This is a genomic window from Variovorax sp. GW823-FHT02B07 (genome assembly GCF_058797695.1).
On sequence record NZ_JBXAJX010000004.1, the window covers coordinates 291,999 to 318,597 of the forward strand.

The 26,599-nt window shown below is 69.5% G+C and carries 22 protein-coding genes; 15 read left to right on the top strand and 7 right to left on the bottom strand.

Annotated elements, in window-relative coordinates; translation table 11 throughout:
• Nucleotides 1–61 precede the first annotated feature (61 nt).
• Nucleotides 62–1,942, top strand: a complete 1,881-nt coding sequence (gene glmS / locus AC1RGU_RS22205) for a glutamine--fructose-6-phosphate transaminase (isomerizing) (RefSeq protein ID WP_062481190.1) — start codon at nt 62–64, stop codon at nt 1,940–1,942.
• A gap of 245 nt (nt 1,943–2,187) precedes the next feature.
• On the opposite strand, the gene AC1RGU_RS22210 is transcribed toward glmS, so the two are convergent.
• Together AC1RGU_RS22210 and AC1RGU_RS22215 are read right to left on the bottom strand one after the other, a co-directional pair.
• Complete coding sequence (locus AC1RGU_RS22210) at nt 2,188–2,994, bottom strand: DUF1266 domain-containing protein (protein WP_492698004.1); 807 nt, start codon at nt 2,992–2,994, stop codon at nt 2,188–2,190.
• A gap of 3 nt (nt 2,995–2,997) precedes the next feature.
• Nucleotides 2,998–3,519 (bottom strand): hypothetical protein, encoded by a 522-nt coding sequence (locus tag AC1RGU_RS22215; RefSeq protein WP_492698002.1) that lies wholly within the window; start codon nt 3,517–3,519, stop codon nt 2,998–3,000.
• Between the two features lie 315 nt (nt 3,520–3,834).
• Between AC1RGU_RS22215 and AC1RGU_RS22220 the strand changes: the two genes are divergently transcribed.
• The 5 genes from AC1RGU_RS22220 to AC1RGU_RS22240 all read left to right on the top strand — a co-directional run bounded on the left by AC1RGU_RS22220 (nt 3,835) and on the right by AC1RGU_RS22240 (nt 8,674).
• Nucleotides 3,835–4,221, top strand: a complete 387-nt coding sequence (locus AC1RGU_RS22220) for a hypothetical protein (protein ID WP_492698001.1) — start codon at nt 3,835–3,837, stop codon at nt 4,219–4,221.
• Nucleotides 4,222–4,448: 227 nt separating this feature from the next.
• Nucleotides 4,449–5,132, top strand: coding sequence for a response regulator transcription factor (locus AC1RGU_RS22225; protein WP_159274070.1), 684 nt, complete (start codon nt 4,449–4,451; stop codon nt 5,130–5,132).
• Nucleotides 5,129–6,502, top strand: a complete 1,374-nt coding sequence (locus tag AC1RGU_RS22230) for a sensor histidine kinase (protein ID WP_492697999.1) — start codon at nt 5,129–5,131, stop codon at nt 6,500–6,502. The genes AC1RGU_RS22225 and AC1RGU_RS22230 overlap by 4 nt, the downstream gene beginning before the upstream one ends.
• A 138-nt stretch (nt 6,503–6,640) precedes the next feature.
• Nucleotides 6,641–7,129: a tripartite tricarboxylate transporter TctB family protein gene (locus tag AC1RGU_RS22235; RefSeq protein ID WP_062481184.1), complete on the top strand. Its 489-nt coding sequence runs from the start codon at nt 6,641–6,643 to the stop codon at nt 7,127–7,129.
• 33 nt (nt 7,130–7,162) lie between these two features.
• The gene (locus AC1RGU_RS22240) at nt 7,163–8,674 is read left to right on the top strand and encodes a tripartite tricarboxylate transporter permease (protein ID WP_070060062.1); all 1,512 of its coding nucleotides are present in this window, start codon (nt 7,163–7,165) and stop codon (nt 8,672–8,674) included.
• A gap of 29 nt (nt 8,675–8,703) precedes the next feature.
• Here the strand turns inward: AC1RGU_RS22240 and AC1RGU_RS22245 are convergent, their stop codons facing one another.
• Complete coding sequence (locus tag AC1RGU_RS22245) at nt 8,704–9,216, bottom strand: bacteriohemerythrin (protein WP_492697997.1); 513 nt, start codon at nt 9,214–9,216, stop codon at nt 8,704–8,706.
• 118 nt (nt 9,217–9,334) lie between these two features.
• Here AC1RGU_RS22245 and AC1RGU_RS22250 point away from each other — a divergent pair, with 118 nt between their 5' ends.
• Nucleotides 9,335–9,766, top strand: a complete 432-nt coding sequence (locus AC1RGU_RS22250; RefSeq protein ID WP_492697995.1) for a YbaN family protein — start codon at nt 9,335–9,337, stop codon at nt 9,764–9,766.
• Here AC1RGU_RS22250 and AC1RGU_RS22255 read toward each other — a convergent pair whose 3' ends face one another.
• Nucleotides 9,767–10,174: an outer membrane protein assembly factor BamE gene (locus tag AC1RGU_RS22255; protein WP_260685193.1), complete on the bottom strand. Its 408-nt coding sequence runs from the start codon at nt 10,172–10,174 to the stop codon at nt 9,767–9,769.
• 53 nt (nt 10,175–10,227) lie between these two features.
• Entirely contained in the window at nt 10,228–11,697 is a 1,470-nt protein-coding gene (locus AC1RGU_RS22260) for a YadA family autotransporter adhesin (protein WP_492697993.1), read from the bottom strand.
• A gap of 166 nt (nt 11,698–11,863) precedes the next feature.
• Between AC1RGU_RS22260 and AC1RGU_RS22265 the strand changes: the two genes are divergently transcribed.
• Nucleotides 11,864–12,256, top strand: coding sequence for a carboxymuconolactone decarboxylase family protein (locus tag AC1RGU_RS22265; protein WP_062481171.1), 393 nt, complete (start codon nt 11,864–11,866; stop codon nt 12,254–12,256).
• 6 nt (nt 12,257–12,262) lie between these two features.
• On the opposite strand, the gene putA is transcribed toward AC1RGU_RS22265, so the two are convergent.
• Nucleotides 12,263–16,003: a trifunctional transcriptional regulator/proline dehydrogenase/L-glutamate gamma-semialdehyde dehydrogenase gene (putA, locus tag AC1RGU_RS22270; protein ID WP_492697991.1), complete on the bottom strand. Its 3,741-nt coding sequence runs from the start codon at nt 16,001–16,003 to the stop codon at nt 12,263–12,265.
• A 159-nt stretch (nt 16,004–16,162) separates the two neighbouring features.
• Here putA and AC1RGU_RS22275 point away from each other — a divergent pair, with 159 nt between their 5' ends.
• Genes AC1RGU_RS22275 through AC1RGU_RS22285 form a run of 3 tightly spaced genes read left to right on the top strand, consistent with a single transcriptional unit; the run spans nt 16,163 to nt 17,728 of the window.
• The gene (locus AC1RGU_RS22275; protein WP_492697989.1) at nt 16,163–16,765 is read left to right on the top strand and encodes a helix-turn-helix domain-containing protein; all 603 of its coding nucleotides are present in this window, start codon (nt 16,163–16,165) and stop codon (nt 16,763–16,765) included.
• Between the two features lie 2 nt (nt 16,766–16,767).
• Nucleotides 16,768–17,298 (top strand): GNAT family N-acetyltransferase, encoded by a 531-nt coding sequence (locus AC1RGU_RS22280; protein WP_492697987.1) that lies wholly within the window; start codon nt 16,768–16,770, stop codon nt 17,296–17,298.
• 46 nt (nt 17,299–17,344) lie between these two features.
• The gene (locus AC1RGU_RS22285; protein WP_307638430.1) at nt 17,345–17,728 is read left to right on the top strand and encodes a PaaI family thioesterase; all 384 of its coding nucleotides are present in this window, start codon (nt 17,345–17,347) and stop codon (nt 17,726–17,728) included.
• A 3-nt stretch (nt 17,729–17,731) separates the two neighbouring features.
• Here AC1RGU_RS22285 and AC1RGU_RS22290 read toward each other — a convergent pair whose 3' ends face one another.
• Nucleotides 17,732–18,706 carry a DMT family transporter gene (locus AC1RGU_RS22290; protein ID WP_492697984.1) on the bottom strand — a complete coding sequence of 325 codons (975 nt, stop codon included), beginning with the start codon at nt 18,704–18,706 and terminating at the stop codon, nt 17,732–17,734.
• Nucleotides 18,707–18,849: 143 nt separating this feature from the next.
• Between AC1RGU_RS22290 and AC1RGU_RS22295 the strand changes: the two genes are divergently transcribed.
• From AC1RGU_RS22295 to AC1RGU_RS22310, 4 genes are all read left to right on the top strand, one after another.
• Complete coding sequence (locus AC1RGU_RS22295) at nt 18,850–19,728, top strand: LysR family transcriptional regulator (RefSeq protein ID WP_369631297.1); 879 nt, start codon at nt 18,850–18,852, stop codon at nt 19,726–19,728.
• Between the two features lie 81 nt (nt 19,729–19,809).
• Nucleotides 19,810–24,597 carry a CapA family protein gene (locus AC1RGU_RS22300; protein ID WP_492697982.1) on the top strand — a complete coding sequence of 1,596 codons (4,788 nt, stop codon included), beginning with the start codon at nt 19,810–19,812 and terminating at the stop codon, nt 24,595–24,597.
• Nucleotides 24,594–25,544 carry an alpha/beta hydrolase family protein gene (locus tag AC1RGU_RS22305; protein WP_492697980.1) on the top strand — a complete coding sequence of 317 codons (951 nt, stop codon included), beginning with the start codon at nt 24,594–24,596 and terminating at the stop codon, nt 25,542–25,544. Before AC1RGU_RS22300 ends, AC1RGU_RS22305 begins: the two co-directional genes overlap by 4 nt.
• Entirely contained in the window at nt 25,541–26,599 is a 1,059-nt protein-coding gene (locus AC1RGU_RS22310; protein WP_492697978.1) for an aldose epimerase family protein, read from the top strand. Before AC1RGU_RS22305 ends, AC1RGU_RS22310 begins: the two co-directional genes overlap by 4 nt.

The window sequence follows — 26,599 nt, forward strand, 5'->3', positions numbered from 1 at the left end:
ATATTTCTTGGGCGTCTACCTACCATCGAGCCCTTCTGTTCTTCAAGACAAGGTACACCCCATGTGCGGCATCGTCGGCGCAGCCTCCCATCGCGACATCGTTCCGGTCCTGGTCCAGGGCCTTCAGCGGCTCGAATACCGCGGCTATGACTCCTGCGGCGTCGCGGTGCATGCGGGCGGCCTGAGCCGCGCACGCACCACCTCGCGCGTGGCCGACCTGCTGACGCAGGTGCGCGACGACAAGGTCGAAGGCCTCACCGGCATCGCCCACACACGCTGGGCCACCCACGGCGCACCGGCCGTGCACAACGCCCATCCCCACTTCAGCCACGGCGTCGGCGCCGACGCGCCCGCCGCGCGCCCGGGCCGCATCGCGCTCGTGCACAACGGCATCATCGAGAACCACGAGCCGCTGCGCGCCGCGCTCGAAGCCAAGGGCTACGTGTTCGAGAGCCAGACCGACACCGAGGTCATCGCCCACCTCGTCGACAGCCTCTACAACGGCGACCTGTTCGAAGCCGTCAAGGCCGCCGTGCTGCAGCTGCACGGCGCCTACGCCATCGCCGTCATCTGCCGCGACGAACCGCAGCGCGTGATCGGCGCGCGCGCCGGCTCGCCGCTGATCCTGGGCGCCGGCAAGGACGGCACCGAGAACTTCCTGGCCAGCGACGCGATGGCGCTGGCCGGCGTGACCGACCAGATCGTGTACCTCGAAGAAGGCGACGTGGTCGACCTGCAGCCCGGCAAGTACTGGATCGTCGACAAGAACCACAAGCCCGTCACCCGCACCGTGCGCACCGTGCACGCCCACAGCGGCGCGGCCGAGCTGGGCCCGTACCGCCACTACATGCAAAAGGAAATCTTCGAGCAGCCGCGCGCCATCGGCGACACGCTCGAAGGCGTCGAGGGCATCGTGCCCGAGCTGTTCGACGGCATCGGGCAGGATGGCGCCACCGGCGCGAGCGCGCACCGCGTGTTCCAGGACATCGACAAGATCCTCATCCTGGCCTGCGGCACCAGCTACTACAGCGGCTGCACCGCCAAGTACTGGCTCGAGAGCATCGCGAAGATTTCCACCCAGGTCGAGATCGCCAGCGAGTACCGCTACCGCGACTCCGTGCCCGACCCCAAGACGCTGGTCGTCACCATCAGCCAGTCGGGCGAAACCGCCGACACGCTGGCCGCGCTCAAGCACGCGCGCTCGCTGGGCATGGAACAGACGCTGACCATCTGCAACGTCGCCACCAGCGCCATGGTGCGCGAGTGCAAGCTGGCCTACATCACGCGCGCCGGCGTCGAAATCGGCGTGGCCTCGACCAAGGCCTTCACCACCCAGCTCGCGGGCCTGTTCCTGCTCACGCTGGCCATCGCGCAGTCCAAGAACCGCCTGAGCGCGCTCGACGAAGCGCGCTACCTGAAGGAAATGCGCCACCTGCCCGTCGCGCTGCAGTCGGTGCTCGCGCTCGAGCCGCAGATCATCGGCTGGGCCGAAGACTTCGCGCGCAAGGACAACGCCCTGTTCCTGGGCCGCGGCCTGCACTACCCGATCGCGCTCGAAGGCGCGCTCAAGCTCAAGGAAGTGACCTACATCCACGCCGAGGCCTACGCCGCCGGCGAACTCAAGCACGGCCCGCTCGCGCTCGTCACCAGCGAGATGCCCGTGGTCGCCGTGGCGCCGAACGACGCCCTGCTCGAAAAGCTCAAGAGCAACCTGCAGGAAGTGCGCGCCCGCGGCGGCGTGCTCTACGTGCTGGCCGACGGCGACACGCAGATTGCCAGCGGCGAAGGCCTGCACGTGATCCGCATGCCGGAGCACTACGGCGCGCTGTCGCCGCTGCTGCACGTGGTGCCGCTGCAGCTGCTGGCGTACCACACGGCGTGCGCGCGCGGGACCGACGTGGACAAGCCGCGCAACCTCGCTAAAAGCGTGACGGTGGAGTGAGAGTGCGCGGGCGGCGCGATCCTGATGATCTCGCCAAATAAAGTCTTGAACGCGCAAATAGCGTCGTAAATACTTTGAATTTGTTGATTTCCGTTTACGAGTAATCCAGTCCTCCATGCGAACAACGGCCGCAAGACATTGCGGCCGGTCAGTTCGCGACGGACAGGTGGATCAAACGTCCACGGAAATCAACATGGAGCGATCCGACGAGCTGGATCTTTTCCAGCGCTAGCGTCGAATGCAACTCACAGAGGCGACAGCACCCAAGGGCTCCGCGCATCGGTCATGAGATCTTCGGCAATACCGATGATTCCGCCCAGCGTCATATTCTGACCCGCCCAGCTGGCCCGGCCGATGATGTAGCTCTTTGCAAACTGCGGCCAGGACGAAAAATTCGAGCGCAATTCTTTGTCTGCATGGGCAAGAACTCGATCGAATTCGGCCTGCTCGATGTATTTGCAGTCCAATGACATTCTTGCAACCGTGACGAGGCGGCCCAGATCCCAGGCGAGAATGCCGGCGCTGTAATCCTTGGGAAGGTACGAGCCATTGACTTTGTCTTCGAGAAGACGAAAAACGGATCGCAAATTCTCCAGCATCTCCATTGCCTGGGCCAAAGCGGAAAAAACGAGGTCTTTTTCCTCACTCGGCCCCTGCGCAGCAATCTGCTCGCGCACCGTTTCCGGGGAACCGTAGCGCCCACTGGCGATCAAGGCCTCGAGAACCTCCTGGCGCTCCTCTCCTGAAGCACCATCGCTGTAAATACGAAAAACAATGTCGTAAAAAAAGCGATGGCCATGGCGACCGAGTGACGCCAGGGTTTCAGCAGCCTCCTGGGGCGAGCGTATGCCCCAGTGCGAGCCAAGTCCCTCGGAGAGAGTTTCGTCAGACAGCCCCGTTGCGTAGCTGTCGCAATACGCCATGATCTGTTCGGAGTTGATGAGCCCCGCTTGAAGTGCGCGCTGCGCCGCCGGATCCGCTGCGGCCCCATCGGGGCAGTTTCTGTATTTTTTGCCAGAAACTATCTGGAACAACTTCTTCAAGAAACCCATGGGTCAGATTTGCTTGAAGGTGGCATTGATGGCGCGATGCTTGAGCGCATTCACAAGAACTTCAAAGTCTGAATCCTTCACCATGTGAATGGCATCGAATTCATGCTTCTTGGGTGCCATCGACGGCGTGCTGATTTCTATTGTTTTCTCCGCACTCGATGTGGAGGTTTCCGGGATGTCCGTGATGGTGACTTGATTGATGGCGTCATAGCCCACGGTGGTCAGTACGCCCGAGAATTTCTTGACGGTCGTGAAAGACATGCCCTTTTCATCAAGAACAATGCTGGCGCCCTGGCTGTTGGCTGCGCGCTTCTTGAAAAGTGTTCCGACCGTAAGATACGTGACGTATGCCCCGATCAACATGAGAACGCCATTGGCCACGCCGGTCGGCAGGTGAAGCCGAAGGGTGCCTATTTTTAGATCCGCAATCGGATAAAAAATGGCGGCAATGATAATTGCCGGGCCAATCAGGCCGAAAACGTACTCGAGAATCGAGTACTCCATCTTGTAATTGATGGTGTGCATGTAGCATTTTTCCTTATAGTTGATTTGGCCGGGCGATCGCCCGGTAGGTAGTCGGTCCTGCAAAATTCCTCCAACCCCCGGACTAATGTAACAAATCGCGTCTTGGCGCCGCCGGCCTGCTGTACCTCCAATGCGCCTGCAGAGGCTTCGCCTGCCTTCGTGCGCAACACGTGCATCGCGATGGCGGTAAGCGCACTTCTGGCTGCTTGCGGTTCACACGATTCCCAGCCGCCCGAGCGAACGCGACCCGCGCCTGCTGCCTCCACCACGGTGGTGCTGCCGCCTGTCGTGTACGGGCATGGCCAGGGCCGCCGGATGTCCGAAGCCGATGACGCGTGCGGCGTGCCGGACCCGCTGCGTCAGGCCGTGCAAGATCAGCTGAAGGCGCGGTATGAGGTTGTGCGCCCTGTGCCGGGGCCCGGCAGGGAGGCCGCCCTTTTGCTGAAGATCGACATCATGGACATCGTGACCGTCAGCGCCGGCGGCCCCACGATCGTGGTCATCCATGCGGTGCTTGAACGACCGGGACTGCCCCCTGCGCAATTCAAAGCCCTGCGCCAGGTGCACACCCCGTACGCTGATATCACGGCGGAGACGACCGAATGCAGCGCCATGGATGCAGTGATTCACGGGTTGGGCGTGGACGTTGCGAAATGGATGCGCAAGCCGGCGGACGGGGTGTCTCTGGTGAACGGAGAGTGAGTGTGGTCTTCGACTTGATGGGTCCAAATCAGCTTCTCGCACACGCGACTGCGCGGCATTCATGGACAAACGGTAATGAAACGTGGGCCTTTCCCGCTTCCAGCTGGGCTAGGATTTGTGTCGCACGCCCCTGCATTCCAGAGGCCGCAACGTGAGCACAACCGCACCGCCATCCATGGGTATTTCTTGCCGTGGCCGCACCGACTGACGTGCTCGGCCCCACCGTCATCTGGAACTGCCTCATCGTCGAGGACGATGCCGACAACGCGCGCTACATCGCCGAAGGCTTCCGCTCGCTCGGCCATGTGGCGGTGATCAGCCGCGATGGCGCGGATGCGTTCGCGCGCGCCACGGGCGAGACGTGGGACCTGGTCATCCTCGACCGCATGCTGCCCAACGACGTGGACGGCCTGTCGATCCTCACCACGATGCGCGCCCTCGGCAAGAAGACGCCGGTGCTGGTGCTCAGCGCCTTGAGTGCGCTCGACGAGCGCGTGCGCGGACTCAAGGCCGGCGGCGACGACTACCTGGCCAAGCCCTTCGCCTTTTCCGAACTCGCGGCGCGCGCCGAGGCGCTGGTGCGGCGCTCGCGCAGCGGGCCCGAGATCCGCACGCTGCAGCTGGCCGACCTCACGCTCGACCTGGCGCGCCGCCACGTGGAGCGCGGCGGCCGGCCCATCGCGCTGCAGCCGCGCGAGTTCAGGCTGCTGGCCTACCTGATGATGCATCCGGGCCAGGTGGTCACGCGCACCATGCTGCTCGAGGCCGTGTGGGACTACCAGTTCGACCCGCAGACCAACGTGATCGACGTGCAGGTGAGCCGCCTGCGCGGCAAGCTCGATGCGGGCGGTGCGCCGACGCTGATCCACACCGTGCGCGGCGTGGGCTACACGCTGGCCGCGCCGCAATGACCCGGGCCCTGCGCCAGCTGTGGCGCTCGGTCGGCTTCCGGCTCGCCTTCTACTACGGCCTGCTCGTGGCCATCACGATGCTGGCCGCGCTGGCCATCGTCTACATGCAGACCGTGGGCGTGTTGCAGCAGCGCATGGTGCGGCAGGTGGCCGCCAGCATGCAGCAGCTGGTGGTGCGCTACGAAGCGCGCGGCGCCGAAGGCGTGGCGGGCGAGATCGCCCATGCGCTCTCCGACGGCCGCAACTCCGACAACGAGATCTACCTGCTCACCGACCGCGAGGGCCACAAGCGCGCGGGCAACCTCGACCAGATGCCCTCGCTGGCGCCCGACGCCGGCGACGGCGTGCACCGCCGCGTGGTGCGCGCGGGCCAGACCGTCATCGCCTACCTCGTGATGCGCCCGCTGCCCGACGGCGGCATGCTCGTGGTGGGGCACGACCTGCGCGACCAGGAGTCGATCGAATCATTGGTGGCGAGCGCCAGCGCGGCGGCGGGCATCGTGGCGGTGCTGCTGCTCATCGGCGGCACCTTCGTCTTCCGCCAGGAACTGGAGCGCAGCGTGGGCGCGGTGCGGCGCACGGCCGCGCGCATCGCGGCGGGCGAGCTGCAGGAGCGCGTGGCGCCTTCGGGCCAGGAGGACGAGTTCGCGCTGCTGGAAGGCGACATCAACGCGATGCTCGACCGCATCCAGTCGCTGATGGACGGCGTGCGCCATGTGTCCAACACCATCGCGCACGACCTGCGCACGCCGCTCACGCGCGTGCTGGTGCGCCTGCGTGCGGTGGAGGCGGGGCTCGGCGACGCCCACCATCCGCAGCGCGATCCTGTGGCCACCGCCATCCGCGAGCTCGAGGAGCTGGCGGTGATGTTCGAGAAGCTGCTGCAGATCGCCGAGGTCGAGGCCGGTGCGCGGCGCCAGCAGTTCGCGCCGGTGGCGCTGCACGTCATTGCCGACGACGTGGCGGAGCTGTACGAGGCGGTGGCCGAGGTGCGGGGCATCGCGCTGCTGCGCGAGCCGGCCGACCGCGCCATCGCGCTCGGCGACCGCGACCTGCTCGCGGGCGCGGCGGCGAACCTGCTCGACAACGCGCTGAAGTACGGCGGGGCCGGCGCCACCGTGCGCATCGGCACGCACACGGTCGACGGGCGTGCGCAGCTGTTCGTGCAGGACGACGGCCCCGGCATTCCGAGCGCCGAGTACGAGCGCCTGGGCGTGCGCTTCCATCGGCTGGACCACAGCACGCCGGGTCACGGCCTGGGGCTCGCGAGCGTGCAGGCGGTGGTCGCGCTGCACGGCGGTCGCCTGCAGTTCGGCGATGCCCGCCCGGGCCTGCGCGCCTGCATCGACCTGCCGACGGCGGACGCCTGAGCGGCGCCTTCTTCGTCTCCTCGCGCCTCGAACATTGCCGAATGGCAATGCTTTGTTCATACACACCGCGGCGCTGAATTCCTAGGATCGCTGACGCACATCCTGTGCCGATCAACGCAGTTCCAGGAGACATCAACGGTGAGAATCAAGAGTCAGAGAGACTTCTGCTCGGGCGTGCTTTTCAGCGCCTTCGGCGTGGCCTTCGCATGGGGCGCCACGACCTACAACGTGGGCACCGGCGCCCGCATGGGCCCCGGCTACTTTCCGCTCATCGTGGGCATCCTCATCGCGTGCATGGGCGTGCTGATCACGTTCAAGGCCCTCACGGTCGAGACCGCCGACGGCGAACCCGTGGGCCGCATCGCATGGAAGCCGCTGCTGTTCATCATCGGCGCCAACCTGGTGTTCGGCGTGCTGCTCGGCGGCCTGCCGAGCATCGGCTTGCCGTCGATGGGGCTCATCGTCGCGATCTATGCGCTGACCTTCATCGCGAGCCTGGCGGGCGACAGCTTCGGCTGGAAGGGCGTGACCCTTCTCGCCACCGTGCTCGCGCTCGGCAGCTACCTGGCCTTCGTGGTGGCGCTGAAGCTGCAGTTCCAGGTGTGGCCCACCTTCATCGCCGGCTGACCCGCGCAGAACAACAAGAAATCCAAGAGAACAATGGACCTGATTACCAACCTCTCGATCGGCTTCGGCGTGGCCTTCACCGCGCAGAACCTTGTCTATGCCTTCGTCGGCTGCCTGCTGGGCACGCTGATCGGCGTGCTCCCGGGCATCGGCCCCGTGGCCACCATCGCGATGCTGCTGCCCGCCACCTACGCGCTGCCGCCCGTGTCGGCGCTGATCATGCTGGCCGGCATCTACTACGGCGCGCAGTACGGTGGCTCGACCACCGCCATTCTGGTCAACCTGCCGGGCGAATCGTCGTCGGTGGTGACCGTGATCGACGGCTACCAGATGGCGCGCAAGGGCCGTGCAGGTCCGGCGCTCGCTGCGGCGGGCCTGGGCTCGTTCTTTGCAGGCTGCGTCGGCACCTTGATCCTTGCGGCCTTCGCACCGCCGCTGACCGAGCTGGCTTTCAAGTTCGGCCCGGCCGAATACTTCTCGCTGATGATCCTGGGCCTGATCGGCGCCGTGGTGCTGGCCTCGGGCTCGTTGCTCAAGGCGATCACGATGATCCTGCTCGGGCTGGCGCTGGGGCTCGTGGGCACCGACGTCAACTCGGGCGTGGCGCGCTACAGCTTCGACATTCCCGAGCTCACCGACGGCATCGGCTTCATCGCGATCGCGATGGGCGTGTTCGGCTACGGCGAGATCATCGCCAACCTGGCCGTGCCCGAGCACGAGCGCGAGGTGTTCACCGCCAAGGTCAAGGGCCTGTGGCCCACCAAGGAAGACTTCCGGCGCATGACGCCCGCCGTGCTGCGCGGCACGGCACTCGGTTCCGCACTGGGCATCCTGCCGGGCGGCGGCGCGCTGCTGTCGGCCTTCGCGGCCTACACCATCGAGAAGCGCATCAAGCTCAAGCAGGGCGAGGTGCCCTTCGGCAAGGGCAACATCCGCGGCGTGGCGGGGCCGGAGTCGGCCAACAACGCCGGCGCGCAGACCTCGTTCATTCCGCTGCTGACGCTGGGCATTCCGCCCAATGCCGTGATGGCGCTGATGGTCGGCGCGATGACCATCCACAACATCCAGCCAGGCCCGCAGGTGATGACCAGCAACCCGGAACTCTTCTGGGGCCTCATCGCCTCGATGTGGATCGGCAACCTGATGCTCATCGTGCTGAACCTGCCGATGATCGGCATCTGGATCAAGCTGCTGACCATTCCCTACAAGTGGCTCTTCCCGTCGATCGTGCTGTTCTGCGCGGTGGGCGTGTACTCCGAGAACAACAACACCTTCGACGTGTGGATGGTCGCGATCTTCGGCATCGTGGGCTACCTGTTCCTGAAGCTCAAGTGCGAGCCCGCGCCGCTGCTGCTGGGCTTCATCCTCGGGCCGATGATGGAAGAGAACCTGCGCCGCGCGCTGCTGCTGTCGCGCGGCGACTGGAGCGTGTTCGTCATGCGCCCGCTGTCGGCGGGGCTGCTGGCCGCCGCGGCGCTGCTGCTCATCGTGGTGCTGCTGCCTTCGGTGAAGGCCAAGCGCGAAGAGGCTTTCGTCGAGGAGTGATGCGGCGGTGGCGCGTCGTCATGGCCGCGTCACCCGCCGAACAAGCGCCGCATCCAGCCCATCTTGACCTGCCCCGCGGCGCCGCCTTGCTGCACCGCCTTGCGCACCTGCGCATGCACCAGCACTTCCGCGGACGAATCCGTCGTGTGCAGATGGGCCTTCACGGTCGGAACGTACGCGCCGTCCTCATGGCGGATGTGGTTGAACAGCCAGCGCGAGAGCATGTCGTGCAGCTCGGCCATCACCTCTTCGCCGTGCTCGAAGCGCGTGCGGAACTCGGTGACGCGGCGCACGAAGATCTCGTGCACCTTCCGGTGCGGGCCGGTGAAGGGGTAGCCCGCGTCCTCGATCATGGCCTCCTCGAACGCGAAGTGCGAGGCGGTGTAGTCGATGGTCTCCTCGATGATCCGGCCCACGACTTTGCGGTCGTTCGTGCGGCGGGCATCGTCCAGCGCATTGATGTACTGCACGATGCGCTGGTGCTGCGTGTCGATCTCATGGATCCCCGTATTGAGCTCGGTCTTCCATACAAGGTGGGCCATGGTCTTCAGAACTTTGCAGGTGGATGTAAAAGTCCAGTATCGGCAGCCGAAAGCGGCGCGCGGTTGATCTGAATCAAGCGCGTCGGTGCGGTGAAAGAGAAAGAAAGACAATCGGCCCGTGACGCCCGCCGAAGACCCCCAGAACCCGCCCGCTGCCGTGGAGCCCCGGCCGTTGCCGCTGGTCGTGCGCTGGCTGCTGATGGCCTTTGCCGCGCTGTGCCTGGTGCTGGCCGCCATCGGCGTGGTCGCGCCGGGCATGCCGACCACGGTCTTCGTGCTGATGGCCGCCTGGGCCGCGGCGCGCAGTTCGCCGCGACTGCACCGCTGGCTGCTGAACCACCGGCTCTTCGGCCCGCTGCTGCGCAACTGGGAGAACGGCCGCACCGTGAGCCGGCGCGCCAAGTGGAGCGCCACCGCGGCGATGGCGTTCTGCGCGGTGGTGATCGTGTTGACGGCGCACAAGCCGTGGCTTGCGGGCGTCGCCATCGGCTCGATGGCGGTCGTGCTGGCGTGGCTGTGGCGGCGGCCGGAGCCGCCGCAGGGCGGCTGATCAGCCCTTGGCCAGCTCCGCGCAGATCGCCGGGTTCCAGTGGAAGCTGCGCGCCTTGTAGGCCGTGTCGAAGATCACCTTGTAGCGGCAGCTCGTCGCACCGCCGCCCGAGCGGAAGTGAAAGACGTAGTCCCACTCGCGCACGGCGGCCATGCCTTCGTCGAAGTGCGGGCGGCCGATGAGCGCGTACAGCTGGTCCTTGGTGGCGCCGGGGCCGATGGCGCGCAGGTTCTCGCGGTTCGGAAAGCTGCCTTCGGTCTGCCAGGTCTGCTGCTGGTCGGCGCCGGGCCAGACGAGTTCGGTGGCCTTGCCGTCGCTGTCGAGGCCGCGGCTCACGTACGAGGTGCAGCCGGCGAGGGTGAGCAAGGCCAGCAGCGCGGCGGTGGGCAGAAAAAAGGTGCGTGTCATGAAGGAAGAATGCGTGGGGCCTGGAGCGATGGCGGTTCTGTGGTTCATGCGGCTCACCACTGGTAGCCAGCGCCGGCCGAGACGCCGACGCGGCCGCGCGAGTTCGCCGAGCCGGTGAACTTCATCACCCACTTGCCGTTGTCCGAGATGCTCGAGAAGCCGACCGCGAGCGCGCTCTGGCCCTCGTAGCCGGCGATGCCGGCCGCGATCATGTTCTTGCCCGGCATGTAGGCCTGCGGCATGCCGGCCATGGCCATCGCACCGGCGGTGCCGGCGTTGGCGTCGCGCTGGTTCACGCGGATGGCGTCGCGCCACTGCGCGCCCTGGGCGTTCAGCTGGTTGACGTTCACGGCGTCGGTGCCGGCCACGCCGGGCGCCACGTTGGACACGGTGGTGCCGTTGGGCGCCTGTCCGTTGCCCAGCACGATCTGATTGTGGTTCACGCTGCCGTCCACGTTGGTCACGTAGTTGACCGCGCCGGCCTGCACGGCCTGCAGCTGGCGCACGTTGACCGCGTCGGTGGCCTGCGTGCCGCCCGCCACGTTCGTGATCTGCCGTTCGCCACCCGCGCTGCCGACCGAGACCGCGCCCTGCGTGGAGCCCACGGCGACGTTCGAGAAGCGCTCTTGCTGGCCGCCCATGCCCGCGCGATCGGCGACGGCGCCAGCGCCGAGTGCCACGCCATTGACGGCGCTCGCTGTCGCGCCGGTGCCGATGGCGACGGCCGAGGCGGCCGATGCGGTGCTCTGGCGGCCCACGGCCACGGCCGACTCGGCGCCCGCGGTGGCGCGGTCGCCCACGGCCACGGCGCTGTCAGCCAGCGCCTGCGTGTTCGCGCCCAGCGCGGCGGCGTTGATGCCGTCGGCAATCGCCTTGTCGCCGGCCGCCAGGCTGCTCTTCTTGCGTGCCTGCGTGTTGGCGCCGAGCGCGGTCGAATTGATGTCGCTCGCGGTGGCGCGGTCGCCCACTGCGACGCTGCTGGTGGCCACGGCCGTGCTGTTGGCGCCGATGGCGGTGGCGTTGGTGCCGAAGGCCTGGGCCACGTTGCCCACGGCCGTGCTGCTGACGCCCGCGGCCACGGTGGTGGAGCCGATGGCGGTGGCGTAGGTTTCGGTGGCGCGCGCGTCGGAGCCCGCCGCCACGCTGCCGAAGCCGGTGGCCTTGGCAGCCGTGCCGCCGAGCAGCAGCGCGTCGCCGCCGAGGTTGCCGTTCACCATGCCTTGCAAGGCCGCGGCATCGGGGCCGCCGTTCACGGGGTCGGTCGGCACGCCGGTGATGAGCGCGAAGCCGCCGCTGCCGTTGGGCACCTGGCAGGCCCATGTGGGACCGGCGCCGCCCGAGCTGCAGACCGCGCCCGAGCCAGTGGTGTAGCTGGTGCCGCCCAGGCTCACGTCGGCCCAGGCCGACGGGCCTGCGAGGCCGGCGGCCAGTGCGAGCACGGCGCCCGCGATGCCCCTGGTTTTCTTCTTGCAGACGAATGCGGCGCGCGCACCGCCCCCCACGTGCTGTGTGACGTGTTCCATGGTTCTCTCTTCTCCCTGAGATGGCGCCTGATGGCGCGCTTGATGTGTGACGCTTCGACTGTATGAACCGCAGGGCGCGTGAACCTAGGACCTAATTCACAATAAATGTGAAGGTACCGAAAGCAAATGTTGCTTTCCATCGCGCATTCACACTTCAGGAGATCGCATGAAACCCCAGCCCATCGAGCACGCCGCCGCTTCCGACGAGGTCCGCGCGGTGTTCGACGACATCAAGGCGTCGCGCAACGTGCCCGACGTCAACAATTTCTGGAAGTACCTGGCCAACGACCCGGCCACGCTGAAGCGCACCTGGGCCAGCCTCAAGGAGGTGATGGCGCCGGGCGCGCTCGACCCGGTGGTGAAGGAAATGATCTATCTGGCGGTGAGCGTCACCAACAACTGCGGCTACTGCATCGCGAGCCACCACGCGGGCGCGGAAAAGGCCGGCATGACGCCGGCCATGTTCGCCGAGCTGATGGCTGTGGTGGGCATGGCGAACGAGACGAACCGGCTGGTGAACGGCTACCGCGTGCCGATCGACCCGGCGTTCGACAAGTAAGCCCGCTCAACCGATCGTCATCAGGCTCGCATTGCCGCCGGCCGCGGCGGTGTTGACGCTCAGCGCGCGCTCCAGCACCAGGCTTTCGAGCGGGATACCCGTGTCGCCGGGCGCGAAGCCGCGCACGCCGACGATGGGGCCGGGCCGCGCCGCCACCTGCTGCAACACGGTGGCGAGGTGGCCGGCGTCGCCGTGGTGCAGCACGGCGTCGAAGACCACAGTGGGCGCGCGCCAGTCGTTGGCGAGCACGACCGCGTGGCGCGCCTCGTCGGGCAGTGCGGCCAGCAGCGCGTGCGCGCCGGGCGCATCGGCGGGCCAGATGGCGGTGCTGCCGACCGACAGCACGGCCGCCAGCTGCACGAGCCGGTCGGCTTCCGCATCGGCGAGGCACAGCACGGCCTCGCGCGGCTGCAGCGTGTAGACGTTGCGCTCGCCGGTCGGGCCGGCCAGCGTGCGTGCGCGGCCCACGTGCGCCAGGCCGGCGAAGCGGCGGCACTGCGCGGCCAGCGCGTCGCGGCCTATGTCGCGCGCCCAGCCTTCGAGCGCCGCGAGGCCGGTCGACGGGGAGACGGGTGCGTCGTCCGCCACGGCGCGCGCCAGCACGTCGTCGGGCCGCGCCGACAGCAGGCGCGCCATGTACAGCGGCCCGCCGGCCTTCGGTCCGGTGCCCGACAGCCCTTCGCCGCCGAAGGGCTGCACGCCCACCACGGCGCCGACCATGTTGCGGTTCACGTAGACGTTGCCGGCCTGCGCCTGCGCCACCACCTGCGCAATGGTCTCGTCGATGCGCGTGTGCACACCCAGCGTGAGGCCGTAGCCGCTGCCGTTGATCCGGCCGATGAGCGCGCCCAGGTCGCGGCGGCGGTAGCGCAGCAGGTGCAGCACGGGGCCGAACACCTCGCGCTGCAGCTCGCCCAGGTGTTCCAGCTCGACCAGCGTGGGCAGCACGAAGGTGCCGTGGCGCGTGTCGTGGCCGAACTCGCGGCCCTGGCGGAACACGCGCCGGCCGCGCCCGCGCATGCCGGCGATGTGGCGTTCGATGCCATCGCGCGCCTCGTCGTCGATGACGGGGCCCACGTCCACCGCGAGCCGCGCGGGGTTGCCGATGCAGCTCTCGGCCATCGCGCCCTGCAGCATCGCCACGAGGCGGTCGGCCGCTTCTTCCTGCACGCACAGCACGCGCAGCGCCGAGCAGCGCTGGCCGGCGCTGTCGAAGGCCGAGGCCATCACGTCGGCCACCACCTGCTCCACGAGCGCGGACGAGTCCACGATCATCGCGTTCTGTCCGCCGGTCTCGGCGATCAGCGGCACCGGCGCGCCGTGCGTACCCAGGCGCGTCGACAGCGTCTTCTGCAGCAGGCGCGCGACCTCGGTCGAGCCCGTGAACATCACGCCCTGCACGCGCGCGTCGCCGACCAGCGCGGCGCCGACCGTCTCGCCGCGCCCCGGCAGCAGCTGCACCGCCGCGCGCGGCACGCCGGCCTCCCACAGCACGCGCACCGCTTCGGCGGCGACCAGCGGCGTCTGCTCGGCCGGCTTGGCCAGCACCGGGTTGCCGGCCGCGAGCGCGGCGGCCACCTGGCCGGTGAAGATCGCCAGCGGAAAGTTCCACGGGCTGATGCACACCACCGGCCCGAGTGGGCGGTGCGTGGCATTGGCGAAGTCGGTGCGCGTCTGCGCCGCGTAGTAGCGCAGGAAGTCGACCGCCTCGCGCACCTCGGCGATGGCGTTGGCGCCGCTCTTTCCGGCCTCGCGCATCAAGAGGCCGAGCAGGCGCGGCTGCTGCGCTTCGAGCAGGGCGGCGGCGCGCTCGAGCGCGGCGGCGCGTTCGGCGGGCGGCGTGGCAGCCCACGCGGCGGCGACGGCTTCGGCCTGCGCAATGGCCGAGGCCACGTCGCCCGGCACCGCGTCCTGCACCTGGCCGACGAGGTCGCGGCGGTCGGCGGGGTTGCGCACCTCGGCCCAGGTGCGACTGGCTTCGTCTTCGGCGCGCGGCGCGGCGAGCATCGGCGTGGCGCGCCACGGCTCGCTCGCGCTGGCCTGCAGCGTGGCCGCGAGCGCATGCAGCGTGTCTTCGCTCGCGAGGTCCAGGCCCTGCGAGTTCGCGCGCTGCGCACCGTAGAGCGCGGCCGGCAGCGGAATGGCCGCGTGCGGCAGGCCCATCGCGCCTTCCTGCGCAGCCATGCGCTCGACGGTCGAGACCGGGTCTTCCACCAGCGTGTCGAGCGGAATCGACGCATCGGCGATGCGGTTCACGAACGAGGTGTTGGCGCCGTTCTCCAGCAGCCGCCGCACCAGGTAGGCCAGCAGCGTCTCGTGCGTGCCCACCGGCGCGTAGATGCGGCAGGGCCGCCCGAGCGGCCCCACCACCTGCTCGTACAGCGGCTCGCCCATGCCGTGCAGGCACTGGAACTCGTACTGGCCCGGCGTGTAGCGCGACGGGTCGGCCATCGTGTAGATCGCGGCCAGCGTGTGGGCGTTGTGCGTGGCGAACTGCGGGTACACCGCGTCGGGCGCGTCGAGCAGGCGGCGCGCGCAGGCCAGGTACGACACGTCGGTGTAGGCCTTGCGTGTGTAGACCGGGTAGCCCGCCAGCCCGTCGAGCTGCGCGCGCTTGATCTCGCTGTCCCAGTAGGCGCCTTTCACGAGGCGCACCATGAGCCGGTGGCCGCTGCGGCGCGCGAGGTCGATCACCCAGTCGATCACGAAGGGGCAGCGCTTCTGGTAGCCCTGCACCACGAAGCCGATGCCTTGCCAGCCCGCGAGCGCGGGCTCGAAGCACAGGCGCTCCAGCAGGTCGAGCGAGAGTTCGAGCCGGTCGGCTTCTTCGGCGTCGATGTTCAGGCCGATGTCGTAGTGCAGCGCCAGCAGCGCCAGGTCGCGCAGCACCGGGTACAGCTCGGCCATCACGCGCGTGTACTGCGCGCGGCTGTAGCGCGGGTGCAGCGCCGACAGCTTGATCGAGATGCCCGGCCCGCCGTACACGCCGCGCCCGTTCGAGGCGCGGCCGATGGCATGGATGGCGTCTTCGTAGGCCGCGCGGTAGCGGCGCGCGTCGTCGGCCGTGAGCGCGGCCTCGCCGAGCATGTCGTACGAATAGCGAAAGCCCTGCGCCTCGAGCGTGCGCGCATGCGCCAGCGCCTGGGCGATGGTTTCGCCGGTGACGAACTGCTCGCCCATCATGCGCATCGCCATGTCCACGCCCTTGCGGATCAGCGGCTCGCCGCCCTTGCCGATCAGCCGTGTGAGCGTGGCCGACAGGCCCGTCTCGCTGTGCGTGGCCACCAGCCTGCCCGTGAGCAGCAGGCCCCAGGTGGCGGCATTGACGAACACCGACGGGCTGTGCCCCGCGTGCGCCTGCCACTGGCCCTGCGCGATCTTGTCGCGGATGAGCGCGTCGCGCGTGTCGGCGTCGGGAATGCGCAGCAGCGCCTCGGCCAGGCACATCAGCGCCACGCCTTCCTGCGACGACAGCGCGTACTCCTGCAGCAGGCCCTGCACGAGGCCGGAGCGACCGCCGCCGTGCTTGCGCTGGCGCAGCTGGTGGGCGATGCGGTGGGCGAGGGCGTGGGCTTCGTCGGCCTGGCCGGCCGGCAGCCGGGCCTGGTCGAGCAGCGGCTGCAGTGCCTCGGCTTCGGGGGGGCGGCAGGCGGCGGTGATGCGGGCGCGCAGCGCGGAAGGCGCGGCGGGGCCGTCGGCGAAGGTGGCGAAGGCCGAGGGCAGGGGGGCGGGATCGTTGGCGCTCATGGTGCGTCGGTGGTGGTGATGTGTTGGATGATTTCAGCGATCGGCATGAATATTTCTCCAAAGAACAGTCACTTCGACGAGCAAGTCTCTGCGTCCGAGACGGCCAGCTTTCAGCCCGGGGTTGACTGAGTTTCTATTTAATTGGATATTTCATCCAATATGAAAGAAGAATCGGCTTCGACCCCCAGCCTCAACGACCGCATCGCCCAGCGTGTGCGCGCCCTGCGCGCCGCGCGCGATCTCTCGCTCGACGCCCTGGCCACGCACTGCGGCGTCAGCCGCTCCATGATCTCTCTGATCGAGCGCGGCGAGAGCAGTCCGACGGCCGTGCTGCTCGAAAAACTCGCGACCGGCCTGGGCGTGCCGCTGGCCTCGCTGTTCGAGTCCGACGCGCCGGCCGCCAGCCCGGTGTCGCGCCGCGCCGACCAGCTCGAATGGCGCGATCCGCATTCGGGTTACCTGCGCCGCAACGTCTCGGCCGGCGGCGACGCCTCGCCGATCCAGATCGTCGAGGTGCTGTTTCCGCCCGGCGCGCGCGTGGCCTACGAAACCGGCGCGCGTGAGCCGCGCATCCACCAGCAGGTGTGGGTGCTCGAAGGCTGCATCGAACTCGCGGTCGGCGACGCCCAGCACCGACTCGAAGCCGGCGACTGCCTCGCGCTCGTGCTCGACCAGCCGACGAGCTACTTCAACCCCACCCGCGAGACGGCGCGCTACGCGGTCGTCATCACCAGCGCGCCTTCCCACGCCAACCGGAAATGACCATGACTGCCACCACCACCCCGCGCCTGCGCGCCCTTTCTTCCGCCACCGAGGCCGAGCTGAACGCCCTGGCCGACGTGCTCATCGACTGCGTCGACGGCGGCGCCTCGGTGAGCTTCATGCAGCCGCTCACGCCCGAACGCGCGCGGGCCTTCTGGCGCCACGTGGCCGACGGCGTGGCGCGCGGCGAGCGCGAGCTGCTCGTGGCCGAGGACGACGCAGGCATCGTCGGGACCGTGCAGCTGGTGCTGGCGCAGCCCGAGAACCAGCCGCACCGCGGCGAGGTCGCGAAGATGCTGGTGCACCGCCGCGCACGCCGGCTCGGCCTCGGCGCACTGCTGATGAAGGGCGCCGAACAGCGCGCGCGCGACCACGGCAAGACCCTGCTGGTGCTCGACACCTCCAGCCCCGACGCCGAGCGGCTGTACACCCGCTGCGGCTGGCAGCGCGTGGGCACCATCCCCGGCTACGCGCTGCTGCCCGACGGCACGCCGTGCGGCACCACCTACTTCTACCGCGCGCTCGGCGACTGACGGCCGTGCGGTCTACAGTCGGCCGGTCCGTTCATTTCCCGTCGCCATGAAACACCCCTTCGCCGAACTGATCGACCTGCACTGCGAGGAAGCCACCGCCGGCGCCAGCACCATGACGCTGGTGGTCGCGCCGCAGCACCTGAACCCGCACGAGGTCGTGCACGGCGCCGTGCTCTATGCGTTGGCCGACACCGGCATGGGCACGGCGCTGTACCCCACGCTCGAGGCGGGCGAGATCTGCGCCACCATCGAGATCAAGATGAACTACTTCAAGCCCGTGTTCGAAGGCCAGGTCGTCTGCAGGACCACGCTGCTCAACCGCGGGCGCACCGTCGCCAACCTGGAGTCGCGGCTGTACGTGGGCGAGGTGCTCGTGGGGATGGCGAACGGCAACTACGCGATCTTCCGGCGCAGCCGCGCCGAGGGCTGAGGTTCATGGCGTGACGCCGCAGGTGCGCTGACCTGGCGCCGGCACGCGGACCGGGGCCACCGGCGTCGCCGCCCGCTTCGCTGCCGCCACATGCAGCAGCAGCGCCACCACCACCATCGCCACGCCGACGATCTCGTGGGTGGCGGGCGGCTTGCCCAGCGCCACGCCCATCAGCAACGCCGACACCGGCACGAAGTTCAGGAAGGCCGTGCCCGTGACCGTGCCGAGTGCGCGCACGCCGTGGTTGAAGGCCAGCACCGCGAGCGCCGACGGCACCAGCCCCACGTACAGCAGCACCTGCCACGACAGGCGCAGCCCCTGCGCGTCGGGCGCGGGCGAGGCGCCCAGCGCGGTCATGCCCACCGCCACGGCCAGCAGCAGCGGCCACGAAGCCAGCACCGTGAGCGCGGTGTAGTCCACCGTGTCCAGCGTCGGAAAGCGCGCCGCGCCGCGCGTGTAGACCACCCAGCCCAGCGTGCCGACGAAGGCGATGGCGTCGCCGAGCAGCGTGTCATGCGACAGGCCTGCGCCACCGGGCGACAGCAGCCCGGCCACCGTCGCCACGCCGGCCAGCGCCAGCGCGGCGGTCAGCAGCGTCGTGCGCGTCGGGCGCACGCCGTCGAGCCACCAGCGCAGCAGCTGCGTGGTGATCGGCGTGGTCGCAATCAGCACCGCGCCGTGCGAGGGCACCGAGTGCGAGAGCCCGACGAACAGCAGGATGCTGAACACGCCGAAGCCCGCAAAGCCGTGCAGCGCCAGCGGCACCGCGTGCTGCCGCAGCTTGTGCCAGCCGCCGCTGCCGCGCAGGCCCAGCAGCGCGGCGAACACCAGCGCCGACAGGGTGTAGCGGATGAGCGTGAGCCACACCGGCGCCACGTGCTGCAGCACGCCCTTGCCGACGAGGAACAGGCTGCCCCAGCTGGCGGTGGCGAAGAGCAGGGCCGCGATGCCCGGCAGGCGTGAGGAAGGGGAGGACACGGGAAAGCCTTTCAAGAAAAAAGAGGGAGCGCGTGGCCTGAAGGATGGGGACGGCCCACCGCGAAGGCCATTCGTTTCTTTGGACAGGGGCTTCCGAAAAAGCGAACGGACTGCTGCGTCGCACGCGCTCACAATCCGCGGTCATGGAGCTGTACCAACTGAAGACCTTCGTTGCCATCGCGAAGGAGGGCAACCTGACCCGCGCCGCCGAACGCGTGTTCACCAGCGCCCCGGCCGCCAGCGCGCAGCTCAAGGCGCTCGAAGACGAACTCGGCGTGCGCCTGTTCGAGCGCACGCCGCGCGGCATGTCGCCCACCGCGGCCGGCCAGCGCCTGCTCGAAGAGGCGGAGCGCACGCTGGCCTCGGCGATGCGCATGCAGTCGGCCGCCGACCAGCTGCGCGGCGCGGCGCAGGGCGTGGTGCGCTTCGGCACGGTGGTCGATCCGGTGGCGCTGCGCCTGGGCAGCGTGCTGGTCACGCTGGCGCAGCAGCACCCGCAGGTCACGCTGCAGCTCAAGCAGGGGCTGTCGTACGAAACCCTGGCGGCCGTGCAGCGCGGCGAACTCGACTGCGCCTATGTGCTCAGCGATGCCGAGCGGCTCGAAGGCTTCGAGCTGCGGCGCCTGGGCGTGGTCGACCTGGCCGTGGGCCTGCCGCTGGCGGTGGCGCAGGCGCACCCCGAGCTCACGCTCGAGCAGCTCACCGACCTGACCTGGGTCGGCACGCCGCCCTCGTGCATCCTGCGCGCGCACCTCGAGAAGCTCTTCGCCTCGGCCGGGCGCGACTACCGCCAGGGCGTCACCGCCGACGGCGAGAGCGCCATCCGCAGCATGGTCGCCAGCGGCATGGGCGCGGGCCTGATGCGGCTGGACCAGGCCGAGCAGGGCGAGCGCCAGGGCGAACTGAAGATCTGGAACGGTTGGCGCTCACACACCTGGCTGTGCTGGATCGCGCCGGCCGGCGGCCAGCGCTCGGCGGCGGTCGAGGCCGTGCGCGGCGCGGTGTTCGATGCCTGGGCGTGACCCGGGCCTGATCCGGGTCTGACGCCGCCCCGGATTTCCGCAGTGGCAGGCCGCGCCGTGGCCTGTCATCATTCGCGGCGCATGACTCACCAAGCTCCCGTTCCCCTCGCCGATCTGTTGAACCGCGCCAGGCAGGCCCTGGCCACCCCGGACGGGGTGCTGCCCCCGGCCCCGCCCGCCACCGACGAGGCCGGCTGCGTGGTGTTCCTCGCGATGGGCGAGGGCGAAAGCCGCGCCCGCGTCGTCATGGGCCGCGGCCCCGACACCGAGGCCGCGTGGCAGGCCGCCGCCGAGGCGCTGGCGGTGAAGGCCCAGCGCGCCGAGCGGCCCGCGCAACGGCTGCGCGCGGAGATCGTCGAGCACGCCACGCCCATGACCTGGGGCGAACTGAAGGCGCGGCTGGCGCAGACCAAGCGCAACTACTTCAACGAAGGCATTGCGCTCGACGCGCGCTTCGAGACCGCGCTGCTCGCGCAGGAGATGCACGGCAGCGCCGTGCTCTACAACGGCACGGTCGACCACGCGGAGCCCAACAGCGGCAACCTGCGCACGCACACCAAGCGCCGCTTCGGCGACGAGCGCGACTTTCCCACCGACGACGCCGCGCCCGTGTGGTGCTTCACCACGCGCGCCGTGTACGTCGACGCCGACGGCGCCTGGCCGCTCACGGCCGAAGGACAGGCCGCGGGCTTTCGCACGCTCACCGACTGGAACGCGGCGCAGGTGCGCACGCTGGTCGACTCGGCGAGCGACTACCTGGCCGAGCAGGTCAAGCCCACGGGCGAGTTCCACTACGGCTGGTTCCCCTGCTTCGACCGTGCGATTCCCACCTACAACACGCTGCGCCACGCCAGCTCCACCTACGCGATGCTCGAAGGCTGGGAGCTCACGCGAAGCGACGTGCAGAAGGCCGCCATCGACCGCGCGCTGGCCTTCCTGAGCCAGCGCCTCATCCGCCGCGCCACGCTGGCCGACGGCACGCAGGCCGCGTTCCTGGTCGACATCGGCAACGAGATCAAGCTCGGCGGCAACGCCGTGTGCCTGCTGGCGCTGGTGAAGTACACCGAGCTCACCGGCGATGCGCAGTACCAGCCGCTGATGGAGCAGCTGGCGCTGGGCATCCGCTCCATGCAGGACCCCGAGACCGGACGCTTCGTGCACGTGCTCAACCACCCGGGGCTCGACGTGAAGGAGCCTTACCGCATCATTTACTACGACGGCGAAGCGGCCTTCGGGCTGATGCGGCTGTACGGCCTCACGCGCGACGCGCGCTGGCTCGCGGTGGTCGAGAAGGCCTTCGAGCATTTCATCGCGGCGGGCCACTGGCGCGCGCACGACCACTGGCTGAGCTACTGCGTCAACGAACTCACGCGCTTCAAGCCCGAGACGCGCTACTACCAGTTCGGCCTGCAGAACATGGCGGGCCACCTGGACTTCGTGCTGGAGCGCATCACCACCTTCCCCACGCTGCTCGAGTTGATGATGGCCGCGCGCGAGATGGTGCTGCGACTCGAAGCCGACCCGGCGCTGCGCCCGCTGCTCGCGGGGCTTGATCGCCACAAGTTCGACCGCGCGCTGGAGCACCGCGCGCGCTACCTCGCCAACGGCCACTTCTGGCCCGAGCTGGCGATGTTCTTCCGCCATCCCGACCGCATCGCGGGCTCGTTCTTCATCAAGCATCACAGCTTTCGCGTGCGTATCGACGACGTGGAGCACTACCTGTCGGGCTACGTGGCCTACCACCGGCTGCTCGAAGCGCGCGAGGCGCAGCAGCAGAGCGCGCAACTCACGCAGGCCACGGCCGAGCCCACCGCGCCGCGCGGCACCGAGGGCACCGTGCTGTGGGGCGGCGACGTCAACCTGGGCCGGCGCCAGCACTACCGCATGCACGACCTCGGCGGCCCCGCCCGCATGCTGGGCGACATCGCCGCGCTGCGCGAGGCCGACCTGCGCATCGTCAACCTCGAATGCGTGGTCGCCACCACGGGCGAGCAGGGCGTCGAGAAGGACGAGGGCGGCCCTTATTACTACCGTGCGCGGCCCGAGATGCTCGCGGTGCTGACCGAGGCCGGCATCGACATGGTCGCCACGGCCAACAACCACAGCGGCGACTACGGCCCCGAGGCGCTGCTGGAGCAGCACGGGTTGCTGAACGCCGCCGCCATCGCGTTCGCTGGCACCGGGCCTGATCTCGACTCGGCACTGAGCCCCGCCTTCCGCCAGGCCGGTGGGCTGCGCGTGGCGCTGTTCTCGCTCGACGCCACGCAGCCGCGCTTCGCCGCCACCGCGAAGCTCCCTGGCGCAGCCTGGCTGTCGCTCGACGACCCGGCCGCCTGGCGCGCCACGCTCGCGCCGCGCATCGCCGCCGCGCGCCACGAGGCCGACGTGGTGCTGGTGGCGGTGCATTGGGGTGAGAACCTGGAGACCGCGCCGTCGCGCGCCGAGATCGCCGTCGGCCATGCCATCGTCGAAGCCGGCGCCGACGCGGTGCTCGGCACCTCGGCGCATGTGCTGCAGGGCATCGAGGTCTACCAGGGCCGGCCGATCCTGCACGACGCGGGCGACCTGCTGTTCGATGCGATCCGCAACGATCTCGCGGACTCCGGCGTGTTCTCGCTGCGCCTGGGACCGCACGGCGTGGAAGAGGTGGTGTTCACGCCGGTGGGCGTGGGCTTCGGTTTCTCGCAGCAGCTCGCGGGCGAGGCGGCGCAGGCCGCGAGCGCGCGCTTTGCCGAGCTGTGCCGCGCGCTCGGCACCGAGATGACGGCGCGGCCCGACGGGCGTTGCGCGCTGCAGCTGTCGCCGCCCGAACGCACCGCGCCGGCCGGGCGCCCGCCGCTGGCGCCGCTGTCGGCCTCGCGCCCGCCCGCGCTGGTCGGCCCCGTGCTCGCGCCCCGGCCCGAGTGGTCGGTCGATGCCGTGCCCGAGGACGCCAGGATGCGCCCGCTGCAGTTCGGCCCGCTGCGCCTCGTGGGCATCCGCCTCGCGCCGACGCAGATCATCGGGCGGCGCCTGCTGTGGGTCGAATCGTTCTGGACCGCTGATGCGCCCGTGAGCGCCGACCTGCGCGTGCAGTTCCGCGCGCTGCCGATGCGCAGCAGCACCATGCCGGCCTGGGGCGAGGCCATGGACCACGACCCCTGCGACTGGATGTGGCCCACCAGCCGCTGGACGCCGGGTCGCATCTACCGCGACCGCTACGGCCTGCGCGCGCCGCGCCTGGGCCTGCTCGAGAACGACGTGCTGCAGATCGAGGTGCGCGTGCGCGGCAGCATGCCCGACCTGCCGGGCGCGCGCCGGCTGCCCGTGTGGTGCGGCCTGCGCGTGCCGAAGTTTCCGACGCCGCTGCCCGAGCGCCCCGCGCCCGTGCTCGCGGCGCTGCGCCCCGGTGCCCCGGCGCAGCCGCCGCCCGTGTGGACCGCCGACGACCTGCAGCGCGTCACCGGCGGGCAGTGGCTGGTGCCGCCGCCCGATGGCTGGTTCGTCAACGCGGTGGTGCGCGGACCGACGCACATGGCGCGGCTGCCGAAGCCGGCGCTGTTCATCGCGTCCGACTACCGCACGCTCGCCAAGCACGAGAACTACAGTAAGCCGCGCGCCGACAACCCCGACCGCCATGAAGACGTGCCCGTGCTGCAGCACGCGCTCGCGGGCGCCGTGGTCGCGCACCCGGTGGACGGTCTCGACCCGTCGTTCCCGCTGCTGCAGGTGGACGACCCGATCCGCGCCATGATCGATCTGGGCGTGGCCGCGCGTGCGCGCTTCCAGGGGCGCGTGGTGGGCGTGACCGGCACGGTCGGCAAGTCGTCCACGATCGCCATGCTGCGCGACCTGCTGCCCGAGGCGGCGCGCGTGCACACCACCATCGACAACTACAACTCGCGCGTGGGCGTGCCGGCGATGCTGGCCAACCTCGCGGCCGACACCGACGTGTGCGTGCTCGAGATGGCGCAGAGCGCGCTGTGGATGGACCGCGGCCCGATCTCGCTCGTGGCGCGCCCGCACGTGGCCATCCTCACCGAGATCGGCCTGTCGCAGACCCGCCAGACCGTCACGCTCGAGCAGACGGCCGAGTTCAAGTCGCGCATCTTCCTGGGCCTGGAGCCCGGCGGCGTGGCCATCGTGCCCGACCACATCCCCTGCCTGATGCAGGTGGTGCGGGCGGCCGCGCGCACGGCAGGCGCCATCTGGGTGGTGGGCAGCAGCCCCGACGCCAACATCCGCATCGTCGACACCCGGCCCGAGCCCGACGGCGGCTGCCGCGTGCGCATCGCGCTGCCGGGGCGCACGGTCGAGTACCTGTTCCCGATCGCGAGCGCCGGGCTGGTGCGCAATTCGGCGCTGGCCTTTGCGGCGCTGCTGGCGCTGGGCTTCGATGCCGAGGCCGCGTGCGCGCGCATGCCTTTCGTGCGCCTGCCGGCTTCGGTGATGCAGCTGCGCCCGCTGCGCACGCAGGGCGGCGTGCAGGCCACGCTCATCGATGACAGCTGGAACGCCGAGGTCATGTCGATGCGCAACGCGATGGAGTTCGTGCGCACCTGCCAGCATGCGGCGCACGGGCCGGTGACGCGCAAGATCGGCGTGCTCGGGCGCATCATCAACCTCGACAAGGAAGCCGAAGCGATGCACCGCAGCCTCGCCGCGCCGCTGTTGGCCTCGGGCATCCAGCACTTGGTGACGCACGGCGCCGAGATGCGCTGGCTGCGCGAGGAGGTGCCGGCCGAGCTGCTCGGCCCGCACTTCGAAGACGCCGCGCAGCTCACCGGCTACCTCGGCGAATTCCTGCGCGACGGCGACCTGGTGCTGGTGAAGGGCGACCGCCAGCAGTCGGACTTCGGCCTCATCTCCGAACTGCTGCAGAAGCTATGACCCCGCGCGCGCGCCTGGCCTGTGTGCTCCTTGTCCTCGTGCAGACGGCCTGCGCGCAGCGTGCCGATGCGCCGAAGGCCGCAGCGCCTCGCGAGCCGGTGGCGTCCGCCTCGGCCGAGGGCGCGTTGCTGCACTGGAACCAGCCCGCCGTGCGCGCCAACTGCCCCGACCGCCCGGGCTTTCTCTGGGTGCAGGCGGTCGAGGGGCCGTCGTGCATCCGCTACTTCGCGAGCCGCGACATCGACGACGCGCGCATCGCCATCGTGCAGTTCTCGGGCGACCGCGACAGCGTGATGAACCTGTCGCCCACGCGCATTCCCGGCAACACCGAACCACTGCGCACGCTCGACGCGCAAGCCGCGAGCGACCGCGCGGGCATGCCGTGGATCTTCATGGCGCGCCCCGGCACCTACGGCTCGTCGGGCGACCACCGCCAGCGGCGCGAGGCGGTGGAGTTCCATGCGCTCGATGCGGCGCTCGAAGCGCTGATGCAGCGCCACCGGCTGCAGCGCGTGGTGCTCTTCGGCCACAGCGGCGGCGCCACGGCCGGCGCCGCGCTGCTCACGCTCGGACGCACGCGCGTGGCCTGCGCGGTGCTCACCTCGGGTGCCTTCGACCTGCTGGAGCGCGCACGGCTGCTCGGCCGCTCGAAGAACGGGCGCACCGACACCACGGGCAGCACGCAGGTCTACGACCCGCTGGACCATGTGGCCGGCATCCCGCGCGACCCGCAGCGGCGCATCGTGCTCATCGGCAACCCCGGCGACCGCAACACGCCGTTCGCGCTGCAGCAGCGCTTTGCCGACGCGGTGGGCAAGGCCGGCCACCGCGTCGAAGTGATGACGCACGACGCCGAGCCACCGACCTTCCACGACCTGAAAGACCGCATCGGCCTGCGCACCGCATCGCAGTGCGCGCGCGAGGCGCTGCAGTCGCAAGCCCGATGATCGAACCCCTCACTTCGCGCCCCTTCGGCGCCATGCCCGACGGCCGGCCCGTCACCGAATACACGCTCGACAACGGCCACGGCCTGCGCCTGAGCGCCATCAACCTCGGCGGCATCGTCACCGCGCTGCACGTGCCCGACCGGCAAGGGCGCAGCGCGAACGTGGTGCTTGGGTTGCCCTCGCTCGATGACTACCTGAAGCCGCACCCGCACTTCGGCACCATCGTCGGCCGCTACGCGAACCGCATCGCGGCGGGCCGCTTCACGCTCGATGGCACCGCTCACCAGCTGGGCCTGAACGACGGCGTGAACACGCTGCATGGTGGCACCACGGGCTTCGGCAAGCGCTACTGGGAGATCGTGCCGGTGCCTCATGAACTCGCCCTCGAGCTGCGCTACACCAGCGCCGACGGCGAAGAAGGCTACCCCGGCGAGGTGCAGCTGACGGTGCGCTACACCTTGAGTGCCACCGCCAACACCTGGCGCATCGACTACCGCGCCACCACCGACCGGCCCACGGTGCTCAACCTGAGCCACCACGACTACTTCAACCTCGCGGGCAGCGGTTCGGTGATGGACCATGTGCTGACGTTGCCCGCGAGCCGCTACTGCCCGGTCGATGCCACGCTCATTCCGCTCGGGCTGGGCGAGGTGGCGGGCACGCCTTTCGATTTCCGCACGCCGACGCGCATCGGCGCGCGCATCCGCGACAGCCACGAGCAGCTGCTGCGCGCGCACGGCTACGACCACAACTGGGTTCTCGACGGCGATCGCAGCGGCACGGGCCTGGCGTTTGCGGCGCGCCTCGCCCACGAGGCCTCGGGCCGCGTGATGGACGTGCACACGACCGAGCCCGGCGTGCAGTTCTATTCGGGCAACTTCCTCGACGGCAGCCTGCTCGGCAGCGCGGGCGCGAGCCTGCGCCAGGGCGACGGCCTGTGCCTGGAGACGCAGCACTTTCCCGACGCGCCGAACAGGCAGGCGTTTGCGTCGACCGTGCTGCGGCCCGGCGAGGTGTTCGCCAGCGCGACCGAGCACCGCTTCGGCATCGGCTGA

Bases quoted from the DNA above. Each gene is read 5' to 3' on its own strand.
- glmS (WP_062481190.1), top strand. From the start codon at position 62: ATGTGCGGCATCGTCGGCGCAGCCTCCCATCGCGACATCGTTCCGGTC.
- AC1RGU_RS22210 (WP_492698004.1), bottom strand. From the start codon at position 2,994: ATGGGTTTCTTGAAGAAGTTGTTCCAGATAGTTTCTGGCAAAAAATAC.
- AC1RGU_RS22215 (WP_492698002.1), bottom strand. From the start codon at position 3,519: ATGCACACCATCAATTACAAGATGGAGTACTCGATTCTCGAGTACGTT.
- AC1RGU_RS22220 (WP_492698001.1), top strand. From the start codon at position 3,835: ATGTCCGAAGCCGATGACGCGTGCGGCGTGCCGGACCCGCTGCGTCAG.
- AC1RGU_RS22230 (WP_492697999.1), top strand. From the start codon at position 5,129: ATGACCCGGGCCCTGCGCCAGCTGTGGCGCTCGGTCGGCTTCCGGCTC.
- AC1RGU_RS22240 (WP_070060062.1), top strand. From the start codon at position 7,163: ATGGACCTGATTACCAACCTCTCGATCGGCTTCGGCGTGGCCTTCACC.
- AC1RGU_RS22245 (WP_492697997.1), bottom strand. From the start codon at position 9,216: ATGGCCCACCTTGTATGGAAGACCGAGCTCAATACGGGGATCCATGAG.
- AC1RGU_RS22255 (WP_260685193.1), bottom strand. From the start codon at position 10,174: ATGACACGCACCTTTTTTCTGCCCACCGCCGCGCTGCTGGCCTTGCTC.
- AC1RGU_RS22260 (WP_492697993.1), bottom strand. From the start codon at position 11,697: ATGGAACACGTCACACAGCACGTGGGGGGCGGTGCGCGCGCCGCATTC.
- AC1RGU_RS22265 (WP_062481171.1), top strand. From the start codon at position 11,864: ATGAAACCCCAGCCCATCGAGCACGCCGCCGCTTCCGACGAGGTCCGC.
- putA (WP_492697991.1), bottom strand. From the start codon at position 16,003: ATGAGCGCCAACGATCCCGCCCCCCTGCCCTCGGCCTTCGCCACCTTC.
- AC1RGU_RS22275 (WP_492697989.1), top strand. From the start codon at position 16,163: ATGAAAGAAGAATCGGCTTCGACCCCCAGCCTCAACGACCGCATCGCC.
- AC1RGU_RS22280 (WP_492697987.1), top strand. From the start codon at position 16,768: ATGACTGCCACCACCACCCCGCGCCTGCGCGCCCTTTCTTCCGCCACC.
- AC1RGU_RS22285 (WP_307638430.1), top strand. From the start codon at position 17,345: ATGAAACACCCCTTCGCCGAACTGATCGACCTGCACTGCGAGGAAGCC.
- AC1RGU_RS22295 (WP_369631297.1), top strand. From the start codon at position 18,850: ATGGAGCTGTACCAACTGAAGACCTTCGTTGCCATCGCGAAGGAGGGC.
- AC1RGU_RS22300 (WP_492697982.1), top strand. From the start codon at position 19,810: ATGACTCACCAAGCTCCCGTTCCCCTCGCCGATCTGTTGAACCGCGCC.
- AC1RGU_RS22305 (WP_492697980.1), top strand. From the start codon at position 24,594: ATGACCCCGCGCGCGCGCCTGGCCTGTGTGCTCCTTGTCCTCGTGCAG.
- AC1RGU_RS22310 (WP_492697978.1), top strand. From the start codon at position 25,541: ATGATCGAACCCCTCACTTCGCGCCCCTTCGGCGCCATGCCCGACGGC.